We start from the raw sequence: 15,805 nt of genomic DNA on the forward strand, positions 1-15,805 counted from the left end.
CGAGGGGGGGTGCCGCGTAGGTCTGACGCATCATCCCCCGGCGCTGTGCCGGGTGCCGACGAGCACGTGGTGCTGCGCCGGTGGGCCGAGGGCGACGGCCTGCCGGCGCAGCGGGCCGCCATCGTGCTGCTCGCTGCGGAGGGCCTGTCCACCAGCGACATCGCCCGCCGCCTGGGCGTCTCGCGCCAGACCGTGTCCACCTGGCGGCAGCGGTACGCCGTCGAGGGCATCGACGGGCTGCGGGACCGCGCCCGGGCGGGGCGGCCGGTGGAGATCGACGAGGCCGAGATCGTGGTCGGCATCCTGACCTCCCCCGCGGACGACCGCAGCTCGCGGCTGCTCGCCCGCCGACTCGGCTGTTCGCACACCGTCATCGCGGAGACCCGCCGCCGGTGGAACCTGACCGGCAGTCACCTGGCCCTGCCGACCGTCCCGCTCACGCCCGCCCTGGAGTCGGCGGACCTGTGGCCGGTGGGCCTCCACCTCGATCCGGAGTGCACCCTGGTCGTCCTGGCCGCCCGTCCCACCTCGCCGGTGCCGCCTGCACCGGGCCGGCAGGCCGACGCCTACGCGCTCGCTGCCGTCAGTACCGCGATGGCCGATGCGGCGGAGGTCGCGGCAGCGGTGCCGGAGGCGTCGGTGCGCCGGGCCGGAGGTGCCGCCGTGTTCCTGGACTCCGTGCGGCGGGTCCACCCGCACCCGGAGCTGCACGTCGTCGTCCTGCGGACAGCGGCCGACGGGGACCTCGTCGCGGGACTGTGCCGTGAGCGGGGGATCTCGGTCCACCGCATTCCCGACCGGACGACCGACATCTCGTTCGTTCGCGCCGTGCTCGCCCTCGACGCCGCACGGCATCCGGAGTCCTCGACCCGGGTGCTGCTCGACCTGGCCTCCGCGCTCGCGGGCTACGCCGACCGCGTCGGACTCCCGCGGGTGCACTGGATCCGCGAGCCGCTGCCGGCAGCCTCCGGTACCCGGCCCCCCGCAGCGCTCCCCGGGACCGGTCCGACGGGCGCCGGCGGAGCCAACCACATCGACCTCGGTTCCTTCAACGAATGCGTGGTCATCGAGACGGTCCGCCTGGCGGGCACCGTCACGCGCGGCGAGATCGCGGAACGCACCCGTCTCACTCAGCAGTCCGTGTCCCGCATCGCCCGCTCCCTGATCCAGCGCGGCCTGCTGGTCGAGGAGCGGCAGCGGCACTCGTCGATCGGCAAGCCCAGCAGCCCGGTCCGACTGCGCGCCGGCGCGGCGCACGCGCTGGGGATCCACATCGACCCGAACGTGCTGACCGCGGTGCTGGTCGATCTCTCCGGCCGGATCATGGCGCGCCACTCCGAGCCGATCACCGCCGATCCACGGCCCGGCGTGGTCGTGGGCCAGATCGCCGCCCTGGGCGAGACGGTGCTGGCCCAGGCCGGGCAGGGCCGCTGGGAGGAGGGCTTCCTGGGGATCGGGGTGGCCACGCCCGGACCGGTGGACACGGTTTCCGGGACGGTGCTGGACCCTCCGCTGATGTCGGCCCTGCGCGACGTGCCGCTGCGCACCCTGCTGGAACGGCGCTTCTCCTGCCCCATCGTGATCGAGAAGGACTGCTCGGCAGCGGCCGTCGGCGAGCGCTGGATCGGCCGGGAGGACCGTGCCTGCGACTTCATCTACCTCTACCTGGGGACGGGCGTCGGGTCCGGCCTGTTCCTCAACGGCGACCTCTACCGCGGCCTGACCGGGAACGGGGGCGAGTTCGGACAGCTCTGCGCCGTCACGCTGGGGCGCTTCGACCCCGACGGGCGCCCGGAGATCCTGCCGGAGTGCAACCCCGGCAGCTACCTCGGCCCCGAACCGTCCCGCGTGGTGGGGCGGAAGCGGACACGGCTGACCGTCCACCAGGCGGCCAAGGCCATCGGCAAAGGCGTGCTGTCCATGATCGACCTGCTCGACGTCGGCCTGGTCGTCATCGGCGGCCCCTTCTTCACCCCGGACGTCGCCGACGTCTACCTCACCGAGATCGAGCACGCGGTCAACGCCTACCCCACCGCGCGACGGCTGCGGCGGGTCCGGGTCGAACGCTCCGTCAACAGCAGCGAGGCCGTCGCCGTGGGCGCCGCCTCCACCATCTTCCACTCCACCTTCGCACCGCGCCTGCGCCGCCCCGGCTCCCCCTGAGCCCGTGCGACCCGCGCTCGCCCGGGCACCGGGACGCCGCTGAGACGACCACGACGTCCGAGGTGTCCCTCCGCCTGTGGCTCTCCCGCTCGAGGTCACACAGCAGGCTCCGTCAGGGACTGTTCGGCCCAGATGATCTTGCCGGTCGGCGTGTACCGCGTGCCCCAGCGCTGCGTGAACTGCGAGATCAGGAGCAGGCCGCGACCCCCCTCGTCAGTCGTCTTCGGATGGCGCAGGTGCGGAGCGGTGGCCCCGCCGTCGAAGACCTCGCAGATCAGGCTTCGCGCCATGATCAGGCGCAGCCGGACCGGACCGGTGGCGTACCGGATCGCGTTGGTCACCAACTCGCTGACCACGAGCTCGGTCGTGAAGGCCAGTTCGTCCAATCCCCAGGCGGCGAGCTGCCGGGTGGCCTTCCTGCGGACTTCGGCGACGACGGCCGGGTCGGTGGGAACGTCCCAACTGGCGACTCGTTCGGTGCCGAGGCGCCTGGTGCGGACCATCAGCAGGGCCGCATCGTCGTCGGGGCAGGCTGGGACCAGCTCGTCCACCACGGCCCGGCACCGCTGGTCGAGCGGCGGGCCGATCCGCTCCAGCGTCCGACGCAGCCGCTCCCTCGCTGCTTCGGTATCCGTGGTCGGGCCGCCGTCCCGACGCGCGGCGCCCAGGAGGCCGTCGGTGCAGAGCGCAAGCGTGGTGCCCTCCGCCAGGACGTACTCGACCGACGCGAACGGCGGGCCACCCACGCCGAGCCGTGGTCCTGCGGGCAGCTCGGCGAAGGTGGCGTTTCCGTCCGGAGCGACCAGCACCGGCACCAGGGTTCCCGCGCCGGCCATGGCGCACCGACCGTCGACCGGATCGTAGATGACGTACAGGCATTCGGCGCCCGCCGTCCGAGTGCCGGCCGCGGCGGCGGGTCCGGCGCCCTCGTCCCGCGCGGTCTGGGCAGCGAGGTCGTCGAGGTGGGCCAACACCTCCTCCGGGGGCAGGTCCAGGTTGGCGAGGGTGCGCACCGCAGTGCGCAGCCTGCCCATGGCCGCGGCGGCGTCGATGCCGTGACCGGGCACCTCACCCACCACCAGCGCGATCCGGGCCCCAGGAAGGGGAATGACGTCGTACCAGTCGCCGCCGAGGCCGGTCAGCTCGTCGGCCGGCCGGTAGCACGCAGCCGCTTCCACCGCGTCCTGTTCCGGCAGGTGGTGCGGGAGCAGGCTGCGCTGCAGGACCAGGGCCGCATCGCGCTCGCGGGTGTAGCGGCGTGCATTGTCGATGCAGACGGCCGCGCGCGCGACGAGATCCTCGGCAAGTCCCAGGTCCGACTCGTTGAAGGGCTCCTGGGGCTCGTACCGGAAGAACGTGCTCACACCCAGGACGATCCCTCGTGCCCGAATGGGCACGATCATCATGCTGTGCAGGCCGAGCTCCTGGAACGTGACCTCTCGGCCGCTCGGCGCGTGCGCGGCCCATTCCCCGGCCTGGGGGTCCAGACGCCGCTCAAGCCGGGATTCCCCACTGACCAGCGCGCTGACCAGCGGAGACCCGCCGCGGTAGGACGCCAGGTCTCCGATCTTGACGGACGTTTGGGGGACGCCGTCGTTCACCCGCCGGTGTCCCGCGCGGCGCACCGGCGCCAGCGCCCGGTTGTCCAACGGTCCTGACGGAGGCTCTCTGCCGCTCAGGACCGACTCCAACAGATCCACGGTGACGAAGTCGGCGAGTCCGGAGGCGGCCACGTCCGCCAGCTCCTGCGCGGTCCGCGTCACGTCAAGGGAGCGGCCCATCCGCTGACTGGCCCTGTCGAGCAGCGCCAGCCGCTGCCGACCGCGGTGGCGTTCGGTGATGTCCACGACCGTGTAGAACACTCCCACGGGGTGCCCCCGATCGTCATCGAGCCGCGCGAACGACAGCTCGTAGGCCGTCTCGCGGTGTGGAGCCGACCGAACCCGACCGACGTGTTCGTAGCCGACGACAGGCTCACCGGTGGCGAGTACCTGACGCATCTGCGCCTCGTACTTCGCCGCGTCGAGGCCCGGCTGGACGTCGCCGAGCCTCTTGCCGAGCCGCTCGCCGGGCGGGCCGCCGCCGAACTGGGACAGCGCCTCGTTCGACCACACGTACCGCAGATCGGCGTCCACTATCGCCATGCCGACGGCCGAGCGCGAGACCATGCGTTCGAGCACGCCGCGGCTCATGCCGCGCCCCGGAGGGCTGCCGAGGTCCTCAAGCAGCAACAGCCAGCGATCGGACCCGTGGCCGTCCGTCACCGGGAGGGCCCGGGCCATCACCTCGAAGGACTGCCCGTCCCGGTGACGGGCAGTCAGCAAACCGCTCCAAGCAGCGGGATTGCCAGCATGGTTGGCGAGTTGTGGATCCCTCGCCGCCTCCTCGGGGAACAGGACCTCGGCCGCCGGCCGACCCAGGATCTCGGCTGCCGGATAGCCCAACAGCCGCTCCGCGTCCGGCCCCCAGGACCTGACTACGGAGTGTGCATCCAGCAGCAGGGGCGCAGCGTCCGCCATGGCCGGTCGCCGCCCGGCGACGTCTTGCTCCTCGTGGGTCCGCACCACGTCCCTCTCCGTTCCCGAGAGCAGCCCACCCCGTGCGTCTCATTGTCCCACTCGGGCTTCGGTGACGATTTCGATCGGGCCCGGGCGCTCAGCCCGTCGCCGCTACCGCAGGCCGTGGCTCCGCAACTCAGTGACACAGGGTATTGACGGGCCCCGCCATGAGATCTACGGTCGAATAAACACGTCTAGACAGGTTGAGCAATGGCCGAGATACAGCAGAGACATGAAGGTCGTCAGCTCTCCATCGAAGCCCATGGCATCGATGTGATCGGCGACGAGGACCGCAAGGGCACCCCGAGGCAGCTGTTCTGGCCCTGGTTCGGTGCCAACATCTCCATCCTCTCGCTGAGCTACGGCTCCTTCGCGCTGGGCTTCGGGGTCTCCTTCTGGCAGGCACTGGCGGCCGGGGCGCTCGGGATCGTGTTCTCCTTCCTGCTGTGCGGCTTCATCGCGGTGGCCGGCAAGCGTGGGTCGGCCCCGACCATGGTGCTCAGCCGCGCCGCCTACGGGGTTCACGGCAACCGGGTCCCCTCACTGGTCTCCTGGGTCCTGACCGTCGGCTGGGAGACGGTGCTGGCAGCACTGGCGACCATGGCCACGGCGACGGTGTTCACGAGACTCGGCTGGGGCGGCGGGGCCTCGACGAAGGTCGTCGCCCTGATCGTGGTGAGCGGGTTGATCGTCGCCGGCGGAGTCATGGGCTTCGAGGTGATCATGCGCCTCCAGGCAGTCATCACCGTGGTGACCGGCGTCCTGACCGTGGCCTACATCGCCCTGGTCGCAGGCCACATCCACTGGCACACCGTCAGCCACCTGCATTCCGGATCGGTCCAGGAGTTCATCGGCACCCTGGTGTTCATGATGACGGGCTTCGGCCTCGGCTGGGTCAATGCCGCTGCCGACTACTCCCGCTACCTGCCCAGACGCGCTTCGAGCCGGGGCGTGATCGGCTGGACGACCTTCGGCGCCTCCCTCGCCCCGCTGGTGCTGCTGCTCTTCGGTCTGCTCCTCGCCGGCTCCTCCCCCAGCCTGAACTCCGCCATCGCCACCGACCCGATCGGAGCGCTGACCACGATCCTGCCGATCTGGTTCCTGGTGCCCTTCGCGGTCGTGGCCGTCCTGGGCCTGGTCGGCGGGGCCGTGCTGGACATCTACTCCTCCGGCCTGGCGCTGCTGTCGGCCGGGCTGCGGGTCCCGCGCCACGTCGCGGCGCTGCTGGACGGGGTGTTGATGATCGCCGGAACCGTGTACATCGTCTTCCTGACCGACAACTTCCTCGGCCAGTTCATCGGCTTCCTGACCACCCTCGGCGTCCCGGTGGCCGCGTGGTGCGGCATCATGCTGGCCGACCTGCTGCTGCGCCGGACCGACTACCACGAGACCGACCTGTACCGGCCGCACGGCCGGTACGGCGGCATCCCGCTGCTTCCGATCCTGCTCACGGTCGTCGGCACCGTGCTCGGCTGGGGCCTGGTCACCAACACCGCCGCCGGCTGGCTCAGCTGGCAGGGTTTCCTGCTCGGGCCACTGGGCCTGGGCGGGCGCACCGGTGCCTGGGCCGGCGCCGACCTCGGTGTGCTCGCCGCTCTGGTCCTGGGCTTCGCGGCCACCCTCGCCCTGGGACGCGCCCGGATACGCACTCAGGAGGCTCCGGCAGTGCCGCAGCCGGCGGAGGCGGTGCGCTCGTGACCACCTCGTGGCTGGCGGTGATCGACCTCCAGCGCCTGTTCGCGGAGCCGGACAGCCCCTGGTTCACCCCCGGCTTCAGCGGGATCACCGGCACCGTCGGGGAACTGCTGCCGGTGTTCGGACCCCGGACCGTCTTCACCCGCTTCGTCGCGCCGCAGACCCCGCTCGGCGCCTGGAACGCGTACTACACCCGATGGCCGTTCGCCCTCCAACCACCCGATGCCCCCGCCTACCGGCTGGTGCGGGAGTTCGAAGCAGTCGCCGGGCCCACGGTCGACGCCACCACCTTCAGCAAGTGGACCCCCGAACTGACTGCCAGGGTGCGGGACGCCGACCGGCTGTACCTGGCCGGGGTCACCACCGACTGCTGCGTGCTGTCCACAGCACTGGCCGCCGCCGACGCCGGAATCAGCGTCCGCATCGTGACGGACGCCTGCGCCGGAGTCGACGACGACAGCCACCGGGCGGCGCTTCGCGTACTCGGCCTCTGCGACCCGCTGATCCGCCTGGTCACCGCGGCCGAAGTCCGCACCGAACTCCTTGCCGAAACCGCCGGCCGAGCAGCACCTCTGGAGGAAGCACCATGACCCACCTCTCACCGAAGCGACCGGCCCGCTCGGTCCACCTCAAGCACGAGCGGATCTCCGCCGTGCTCGAGCGTGAGATCCGCAGCGGCACGACGGCGCAGGGCGAGCAGCTCCCCGGCGAGATGGCGCTGGCCAAGCGCTTCGGCGTCAGCCGCACCACCGTCCGGGCCGCCCTCGCCGAGCTGAACGACGCCGGTCTGATCACCACCAGGACCGGCAAGGGCTCCTACGTCCTCTTCGACGGCCGCCCCCTGAACGACCGCCTCGGCTGGGCCCACGCACTGGCCGCCCAGGGCGTGGACAGCCGCACCCAGGTCCTGGCCGTCACCGCGACCCACGACGCCGACCTCGCCGCCCGCCTCGGCCTGGACACGGACCTGTTCGTCCTGGTGGAACGGGTCCGCGAACTCGCCGACGGCAGCGTGGTCTCCTACGAGCGCAGCTTCCTCCCGCCGGTCGACGGCATTCGCGAGCTGCCGCGTGACGGCCTCCGCGGCGACTCGATCACCGCGGTCCTCGCCGCAGCCGGCCTCCAGCCGGACCACGGGGAGCAGCAGCTGTCCGGCCGTCGGATCGACGACCGCGAGGCCGCCGTCCTGCGACGAGAGCCCGGCGCCTGGTTCCTGAGCACCCGGCGCACCAGCTGGTCAGCGGCCGAAGCCTTCACCGAGCACGTCGAGAGCCTCCTCGACCCCGATCACTTCCACCTCTCCCTCCACTTCCCCTAGCCCCCGTACCCACCGTGCCTTCCAGGACCCCGAGGGTCCGGGAAGGACCCCTGAGCTAAGGCATCCATGAGTACCGCACCACAGAACCGTGCCGAAGGCTCCCTCTACGGGCTGGCCCTCGGCGACGCCCTCGGCATGCCCACGCAGATGCTGTCCCGTCCGCAGATCACTGCCCGGTACGGCGCCGTGCTGGACGGGTTCCACCCCGCCGCACCGGACCACCCGCTCGCGGCCGGCATGCCCGCCGGGTCCGTCACCGACGACACCGAGCAGGCCCTGCTGCTCGCCGAGCTCCTGCTCGACTCCGACGGCCGGATCGACCCGGCCGAACTCGCCCGACGCCTGGTCACCTGGGAGGACGTCATGCGGGCCCGCGGGTCGCTGGACCTGCTCGGCCCGTCCACGAAGCAGGCCGTCGCGCACGTCCTGGCCGGGGCCGACCTCGCGGACGTCGGCCGCTTCGGCACCACCAACGGCGCGGCGATGCGGATCACCCCGGTCGGCATCGCCTTCGGCCACGCCCACCTGCCCGAACTGGTGGACCGTGTGGTCGAGGTAAGCCGACTGACCCACAACACCGGGGTCGCGCTCGCCGGCGCCGCCGCCGTCGCCGCCGCCGTCAGCGCGGGCATCGACGGCGCCGAGGTGCCCGAGGCCGTCCGCCTCGCCGAGCGGGCCGCCACGCTCGCCGCCACCCGCGGCCACTGGGTCGCCGCGCCCGATGTCTCCGCCCGGATCCGCTGGGCCGTCGACCTGGTCGACGGCCTCCCCCCGGAACAGGCCTGCGAACGCGTCTACACCCTGGTGGGCACCAGCCTGGCCACCCAGGAGTCCGTACCCGCCGCCTTCGCCGTCCTGTGGGCGAGCCGGAACGACCCTTGGCTGGCTGTCCGGCTCGCCGCCTCCGTCGGCGGGGACTGCGACACCATCGCCGCCATCACCGGCGCCGTCGCCGGAGCCTGCCAGGGCATCGACGCCTTCCCCGCCGACGCACGAGCCTTCCTGGACCGGGTCAACGGGCTGAAACTGCACGAGACGGCGTCGCGGCTGCTCGCGCTCCGCAGCACCACGACGGGACGGCGAGCCGTATGACCAGCGTCCACGACCGGCTGCTGCACCTGGGAAACGTCGTCGTCGACCTGGTGCTCACCGTGCCGCGGCTCCCCGACCGAGGCGGCGACGTGCTGGCCACCAGCGCCCGGACCGCGCCCGGCGGGGGCCTCAACGTCATGGTCGCCGCCGCCAACCAGGGCCTGCAGGTCGCCTACGGCGGCGCCCACGGCACCGGCCCGCACGGTGACCTGTCCCGCGCGGCCATGCGCGCAGCCGGGATCAGCGTCCTGCTGCCGCCCAAGCCCGACCTGGACACCGGACTGGTCGTCACCATGGTGGACGCGGAAGGGGAGCGCACCTTCGTCACCAGTCCCGGAGCCGAGGCCACCCTGGGCCCTGTCGACCTCGCCCTCGTTCGACCGACGGCGGGCGACATGGTGTACCTCTCCGGCTACAGCATGCTGCACTCCGCCAACCGCGCCGCGCTCACCGCCTGGCTGCGCGCGCTCCCGGAAGCCATCGCGGTCGCCTTCGACCCCGGGCCGCTGGTCCGCGACATCCCCGCGCACTCCGTGCGCCGGCTCCTGGCCCGGGCCGACTGGCTGAGCTGCAACGCCCAGGAGGCCGAACACCTCACCGGACACCGCGCTCCCGCACAGGCCGCCACCGCACTGACCCGGTCCATGGCGAGAGGCCGAGCCGTGGTCCGCAACGGCCCCGACGGATGCCACGTCACGCCCCACCGCACGGCCGACTCCGTCCATGTGGACGGCTTCAGGGTTCGTGCGGTCGACCTCAACGGTGCGGGTGACGCGCACACCGGCACCTTCCTGGCGGCGCTCGCAACAGGGGCCGACCCGCTCCGGGCGGCTCGGACCGCCAATGCTGCCGCAGCGCTGGCGGTCACCGCCCACGGCTCGGCGACCGCGCCCCGTGCGGACCGGCTCGACGCCTTCCTCAGGCAACACCCAGCCGCGACGGGCCGCTGATGCGCGGATACCGGGCCGCCCTGGTGCGCGCCGCGCAGCAGGGCGACGTTCGAGCGCTGGAGGTGCTCGTGGCCGACCACCTGCCCTTGGTCCACGCCTTCGTGGGACGGGCGCTCGACGCCCCGGCCGACACCGACGACGTCGTCCAGGAGACGATGCTGCAACTGGTCCGCGACGTGCGGAAACTGCGGAACCCCGAGGCGTTCAGATCCTGGTTGATCGCCATCGCCGCGCGGGAGGTACGCCGGCACTGGCGGCTGCGGCGGGGCTCGCCGCCGACCACCGGGCTCGAGGCGATCGAGGAGACGACCGGCCTCGCCGACCCGGCCGCGGACTTCGTCGACCTGGCGATCACGGCGCTGAGCCTGTCCGCTCAACGGCGGGAGGTGGCCGAGGCCACACGTTGGCTGGACGCCGGCGACAGGCAGTTGCTCTCGCTGTGGTGGCTTGAGGTCGCGGGCCGACTGACCCGGGCCGAGCTGGCCGCCGCGATGGAGCAGCCGGCTCCGCACCTCGCCGTGCGGGTGCAGCGGATGAAGGCCCGGCTGGATGTCGCGCGCGCCGCCGTCCGTGCGCTCAGGGCGGAGCCGAGGTGCGCGGGGCTGCGGGGTGCGCTGCGGGGCTGGGACGGTCGGCCCGACGGTCTGTGGCGCAAGCGGATCGCCAGGCACCTGCGGTCCTGCCCCGACTGCGACAGCGCGCCGCTCGATCTGGTGCCGGCGGAGCAACTGCTGACCGATGCGGCGTTGCTCACCATGCCGCCGGTGTTACTGATCCGTGCGGCGGCGGAGCCTGCACCGAGTGGCTCCGGCCCGTCCGGTCCTCCGGGAGCCGCCGCTCCTCGGCCCCAACTCGGCGCGCGAGGTGGAGAACGGCGACGCCGTCGTCCGCGACCTCGACTTCGACCCGGACGAGCCGAGCCCGACCGACGCCCGACGCGGCGCCAGGAGGCACCGACGACCTTGAAGCTCTGGTCGACGAAGACGTGGTGCGGCCAGTTCACGCCGATGCAGTGCACCTCGTACTCCCCGTTGCTCAGTTGCACCACCCGGTCGACGACACCCCCGGGGTAGGCGGCCAGCGCGGCCTCCCGTAGTCGCTTTCGTTCATGATGACGCTCCTTCGACTGGGGCGGCTGTGCAGAAAGCCTGCCTGCCCCTCGTGTGAGGATCGTTCGGTCCCTCTGTGTTTTCTCTGAACCTTTGCCGAGAATTCTGCTTATGCGGAGTCCAACGGCACTCCCTTACAGGGGGATTGCCGCGCCGCACATATCAAAAATCAGGCGCTCGGAGCTGCTTCTCACACTCACCGCCGAAGGATTGACCCGCTGCCGACAGCGCGCGTTGAATCCCCCTCAACGGCCCGCCGGCACCGCACATCCGGCCCCCGCTCCCACGCCGCTCACCCCCGCTTCCCCCGTACGGAGAGCCATTTCCATGTCAGCGAACCACCGCAAGCAGATCTGGTCGCGCCGCAAGATCCTCACCACCACGCTGGGGGGTTCCGCGGCTGCGGCCGCAGGCCTGTTCGGAATCACCCGGGCCGCCACGGCCAGCACCTCGGCCGGCAAGCCGGGCAGCCCCGTCGGGGACGTCGTCGGCAAGGTCACCGTCGGCTACCAGGGCTGGTTCGCCGCCGTCGGCGACGGCTCGCCCGTCAACGACTGGTGGCACTGGAGCGCCAACTCCGGCAAGGCGCCGTCCCCGTCGAACACCACGATCCGGTGCTGGCCGGACAACCGGGAGTACACGAAGACCTACCAGACCGGGTACGCCGCACTGGGCAACGGCCGGCCCGCGACGCTGTTCTCCTCCTACGACCAGCAGACCGTGGACACCCACTTCCTGTGGATGCAGCAGAACGGCATCGACACCGCCGCGCTGCAGCGGTTCAACCCCACCGGCGGCGAGGGCCCGACCCGCGACGCGATGGCCACCAAGGTGCGCAGCGCGGCCGAGTCCCACGGCCGCAAGTTCTACATCATGTACGACGCCACCGACTGGACCAACATGCAGTCGGAGATGAAGTCCGACTGGACGAACAAGATGAAGGCCCACACGGCGTCGAGCGCCTATGCGAGGCAGAACGGCAAGCCGGTGGTGTGCATTTGGGGATTCGGCTTCAACGACCCCAAGCGCCCCTGGGGCCCGGCGGCCTGCCTCGACGTCGTCAACTGGTTCAAGAGCCAGGGGTGTTACGTGATCGGCGGAGTGCCGCGGGAGTGGCGCATCGGGGTGAACGGATCGCGGCCCGGCTTCTCCGAGGTCTACCACGCCTTTCACATGCTTTCTCCCTGGATGGTCGGCGGGATCAGCACCGTTGCCGACTCCGATTCGCTCTACAAGAACGTCAACGTGCCCGACCAGGCCGAGTGCAACGCCCACGGCATCGACTACCAGCCCTGCGTGATGCCCGGGAACCTCCTGGCCCGTCAGCGGGCCCACGGCGACTTCATGTGGCGCCAGTTCTACAACATGGTCCGCGTCGGCGCGCAGGGCATCTACATCTCGATGTTCGACGAGTACAACGAAGGCAACCAGATCGCCAAGACGGCAGAGTCCCAGGCCTGGACACCGACCAACTCCGGCTTCCTCGCCCTCGACGAGGACGGCACCGCCTGCTCCTCCGACTACTACTTGCGCCTGACCGGCGACGGCGGCCGCATGCTCAAGGGGCAGATCGCCCTCACCGCCACCCGGCCCACCCAGCCGGTCGTCAGTACCGCGCCCGCGCTCAGGACGATCACCCTGCGCGCCAAGGCCAACAACGACTACGTGACCGCCGACAACGCCGGCACCGGCCCGCTGATCGCCAACCGCACCACCGTCGGCAGCTGGGAGCAGTTCGACGTGGTCGACGCCGGCAACGGCGACATCGCGCTGCGCGCCAGGGCCAACGGCAAGTACGTCACGGCGGAGAACGCGGGTGCCGATCCGCTGATCGCCAACCGCACCTCGATCGGCGCCTGGGAGACCTTCAAGCTGATCACCAACCCGGGCGGCACGGTCAGCCTGCTCGCCCGGGTCAACGGCAAGTACGTCACCACCGGCAATGGCGGCTCCAGTCCACTCACCGCCGCCCGCACCAGCATCGGGACGTCGGAACAGTTCGACCAGGCCACGGTGTGAGTCCACCGACGCGCGGTCCCGGACCGTCCGCCATGGGCGCACCCGCCGTCCTGCCGGGCTTCTGACGGTCCGACGGGACGCCGCGCCCCGGGGCCCGTACCCCCGCTGTTCCCCCACCCCGAACGAGAGGACACGCGTCGTGTCTCACGTGCAGCACAGCCATGAGCCCCCTCCCCGTCCGAACCACCGGAGGAAGCGGCGGGGCGTGGCGGCCGTCCTGTCCCTCGCACTCGTCGGCGCAGCCGCGTTGACGACCGTGGTCGTCACGGGCGCGTCCGCCGCCCACACGGCGGGCGGCGTGCCCGCACCGTCGCCGATCGGGATCCCGGGCCGGGGCGCGAACGTGCCCTTCACGGAGCTGGAAGCCGAGTACGCCGGCACCAACGGCACCCTGACGGGCCCCGACCGACTCTACGGGACCCTGGCCTCCGAGGCGTCCGGCAGGCAGGCGGTCACGCTCAACTCGGTTGGCCAGTATGTGGAGTTCACACTGACCGCACCGGCGAACGCGATGTCGCTGCGCTACAGCATTCCGGACACCGCCGACGGCAAGGGCCGGGATGCCACGCTGGACGTCCAGGCCAACGGGCACTCGGTGAAGACCCTGCCGGTCACCTCCCGGTACAGCTGGTACTACGGCGGCTATCCGTTCAACAACAAGCCCACCGATCCCCACCCGCACCACTTCTACGACGAGTCCCGGACCATGTTCGGGACCACCTACCCGGCCGGCACCACGATCCGGGTCCAGGTGACCTCGACCGCCCAGTCACCCACCTTCACCATCGACCTGGCCGACTTCGAGCAGGTGGCCGCGCCGATCGCCAAGCCGGCCGGAGCCATCGACGCCGTCGCCGACTACGGGGTCGACCCCACCGGTGCCACCGACACCACCGCCAAGATGCAGTCCGCGGTCGACGCGGGCAAGGCGCAGGGCAGGGTCGTCTACGTCCCGCAGGGGACCTACACGTTGTACGACCACGTGATCGTGGACGGCGTGACCGTCCAGGGCGCGGGCCCGTGGTACACCGTCTTCGGCGGCCGGGACCCGGTCAACCGCAACCGCGCGGCGGGCTTCTACGGCAAGTACGTGGCGGGAGGCGGCTACACCGGCACGATCCGTCCCCAGGAGGCCGGCGGCCCCAGCCGGAACGTCACCCTCAGGGACTTCGCCATCATCGGCGACATCCAGGAACGCTCCGACAGCGACCAGGTCAACGGAATCGGCGGGGCCCTGTCGAACTCCACCGTGGACGACCTGTGGATCCAGCACGTCAAGGTCGGCGCCTGGATGGACGGTCCGATGGACCACTTCACCATCAAGAACAGCCGGATCCTCGACACCACGGCCGACGGTGTCAACTTCCACACCGGGGTGACCAACTCCACGGTCACCAACACCTTCGTCCGCAACACCGGTGACGACGGCCTGGCCGGCTGGCCGCAGAAGGTGCAGAACGCCAACGACAGTTTCGATCACGACACGGTGGTGCTGCCGATCCTCGCGAACAACATCGTCACCTACGGCGGCAAGGACTTCAACCTGTCCGACAACGTCATGGCCGACACCGTCACCAACGGCGGCGGCCTGCACATCGGCAACCGCTACACGGGTGTCGACACCACCGACGGCACCACCGTCGCGGGCACCATCACCGCCGCCCGCAACACCTTGATCAGAACCGGAAACAGCGACTACAACTGGAACTTCGGCGTCGGCGCCATCTGGTTCGACGGGGCTTCCGCCCAGGTGAACGCCACCATCCAGATCAGCGACACCGACATCCTCGACAGCTCCTACGAGGCGATCCAGGCCATCGAAGGCGGCGGCGTCACCGGCGTCACCCTGAAGAACGTCACGATCAACGGCGTCGGAACATACGTCGTCCAGGCCCAGGCCCCGGCCTCCATGACGTTCACCAACGTGGTGGCCAAGAACATCGGCCAAGCCGCGACCCCGATCCACAACTGCATCGGCACCAAACTGCAGATCACCGACGGCGGTGGCAACTCCGGCTGGAACAACGGGAAACAGTACTGCAGCGGCCAGTTCCCGCCCCCGGTCTGGACCAACAACGGCGTGCCCAACGGCGGCGGCGCCACCCCGTCCGCCACACCCTCGCCCACGACTTCCCCCAAGCCCTCGCCCTCGACCACCCCGCCGTCGACCACTCCCCCGCCGTCGACCACCCCGCCCACCAACGGCAACCTCGCCAAGGGCCGTCCGGTCTCCGACACCGGCCACGCCCAGGGCTACGTGGCGGGCAACGCGGTGGACGGCAACGCGAACACCTACTGGGAGAGCGTGAACAACGCCTACCCGCAGTCGCTGACCACCGATCTCGGCTCCGCCACGCAGGTGGGGCGCCTGGTCCTGAAACTGCCGCCGGCGTCCGCGTGGGCCACTCGGACCGAGACCCTGTCCGTGCTCGGCTCCACCGACAACAGCACCTGGACGACGTTGAAGCCTTCGACGGACTACACCTTCAACCCGTCCTCGGGGAACACCGTCACCATCACGCTGGCCCCCGCCTCCACCCGCTACCTCCGGTTGACCTTCACCGGCAACACCGGCTGGGCGGCCGGTCAGCTCTCCGAGTTGGAGGCATACTCCTCCTGATGCAACCCCTCGTGTGCCCGGGGCCGCCCTGTGGCGGTCCCGGGCACATGGTGCTCAGGAAGTCTCCTTCCGGGGCGGCTTCGGCCGGCGCAGTACCCGCACCGGCCTCGGCAAGCGGCGGCCCGAGCGTGGTGTGCCACGAAACCGACGCTGGCGAAGGTCACCAGGCCCGGCTCCGTCGGCGCCGCCTCCACCTCTTCCGCTCCACCGTCGCACCGCGCCTGCACCGGACCCCCTGAAGACCGCGGAGCACGCCGAGGGCGGGGGTAGGGGCGCGTGAC

At 71.2% G+C, this 15,805-nt stretch carries 10 protein-coding genes; 9 read left to right on the top strand and 1 reads right to left on the bottom strand.

Annotation, left to right across the window (positions count from 1 at the left end):
* Positions 1–45: 45 nt before the first annotated feature.
* Entirely contained in the window at positions 46–2,163 is a 2,118-nt protein-coding gene (locus ACFW1A_RS27170) for an ROK family protein (protein WP_380412972.1), read from the top strand.
* Positions 2,164–2,258: 95 nt separating this feature from the next.
* Here ACFW1A_RS27170 and ACFW1A_RS27175 read toward each other — a convergent pair whose 3' ends face one another.
* Entirely contained in the window at positions 2,259–4,727 is a 2,469-nt protein-coding gene (locus ACFW1A_RS27175) for a SpoIIE family protein phosphatase (RefSeq protein ID WP_380412991.1), read from the bottom strand.
* 204 nt (positions 4,728–4,931) lie between these two features.
* Here ACFW1A_RS27175 and ACFW1A_RS27180 point away from each other — a divergent pair, with 204 nt between their 5' ends.
* From ACFW1A_RS27180 to ACFW1A_RS27215, 8 genes are all read left to right on the top strand, one after another.
* A complete protein-coding gene (locus ACFW1A_RS27180) occupies positions 4,932–6,419 on the top strand; it encodes a purine-cytosine permease family protein (protein WP_380412974.1) in 1,488 nt (495 codons plus the stop codon).
* Positions 6,416–7,006 carry a cysteine hydrolase family protein gene (locus ACFW1A_RS27185; RefSeq protein ID WP_380412976.1) on the top strand — a complete coding sequence of 197 codons (591 nt, stop codon included), beginning with the start codon at positions 6,416–6,418 and terminating at the stop codon, positions 7,004–7,006. The genes ACFW1A_RS27180 and ACFW1A_RS27185 overlap by 4 nt, the downstream gene beginning before the upstream one ends.
* Positions 7,003–7,734, top strand: a complete 732-nt coding sequence (locus ACFW1A_RS27190; RefSeq protein ID WP_380412979.1) for a GntR family transcriptional regulator — start codon at positions 7,003–7,005, stop codon at positions 7,732–7,734. The genes ACFW1A_RS27185 and ACFW1A_RS27190 overlap by 4 nt, the downstream gene beginning before the upstream one ends.
* 66 nt (positions 7,735–7,800) lie before the next feature.
* On the top strand, positions 7,801–8,826 hold the full coding sequence (locus ACFW1A_RS27195; RefSeq protein ID WP_380412981.1) for an ADP-ribosylglycohydrolase family protein: 1,026 nt from the start codon (positions 7,801–7,803) through the stop codon (positions 8,824–8,826).
* On the top strand, positions 8,823–9,776 hold the full coding sequence (locus ACFW1A_RS27200; RefSeq protein ID WP_380412983.1) for a PfkB family carbohydrate kinase: 954 nt from the start codon (positions 8,823–8,825) through the stop codon (positions 9,774–9,776). The genes ACFW1A_RS27195 and ACFW1A_RS27200 overlap by 4 nt, the downstream gene beginning before the upstream one ends.
* Positions 9,776–10,849, top strand: a complete 1,074-nt coding sequence (locus ACFW1A_RS27205; protein ID WP_380412985.1) for an RNA polymerase sigma factor — start codon at positions 9,776–9,778, stop codon at positions 10,847–10,849. The genes ACFW1A_RS27200 and ACFW1A_RS27205 overlap by 1 nt, the downstream gene beginning before the upstream one ends.
* Positions 10,850–11,212: 363 nt before the next feature.
* On the top strand, positions 11,213–12,904 hold the full coding sequence (locus tag ACFW1A_RS27210) for a xylosidase (protein ID WP_380412987.1): 1,692 nt from the start codon (positions 11,213–11,215) through the stop codon (positions 12,902–12,904).
* A gap of 205 nt (positions 12,905–13,109) precedes the next feature.
* Positions 13,110–15,524, top strand: a complete 2,415-nt coding sequence (locus tag ACFW1A_RS27215; protein ID WP_380412989.1) for a discoidin domain-containing protein — start codon at positions 13,110–13,112, stop codon at positions 15,522–15,524.
* Positions 15,525–15,805: the final 281 nt, after the last annotated feature.

The sequence above is a fragment of the Kitasatospora sp. NPDC058965 genome (genome assembly GCF_042741245.1).
Taxonomy (GTDB): Bacteria; Actinomycetota; Actinomycetes; order Streptomycetales; family Streptomycetaceae; genus Kitasatospora.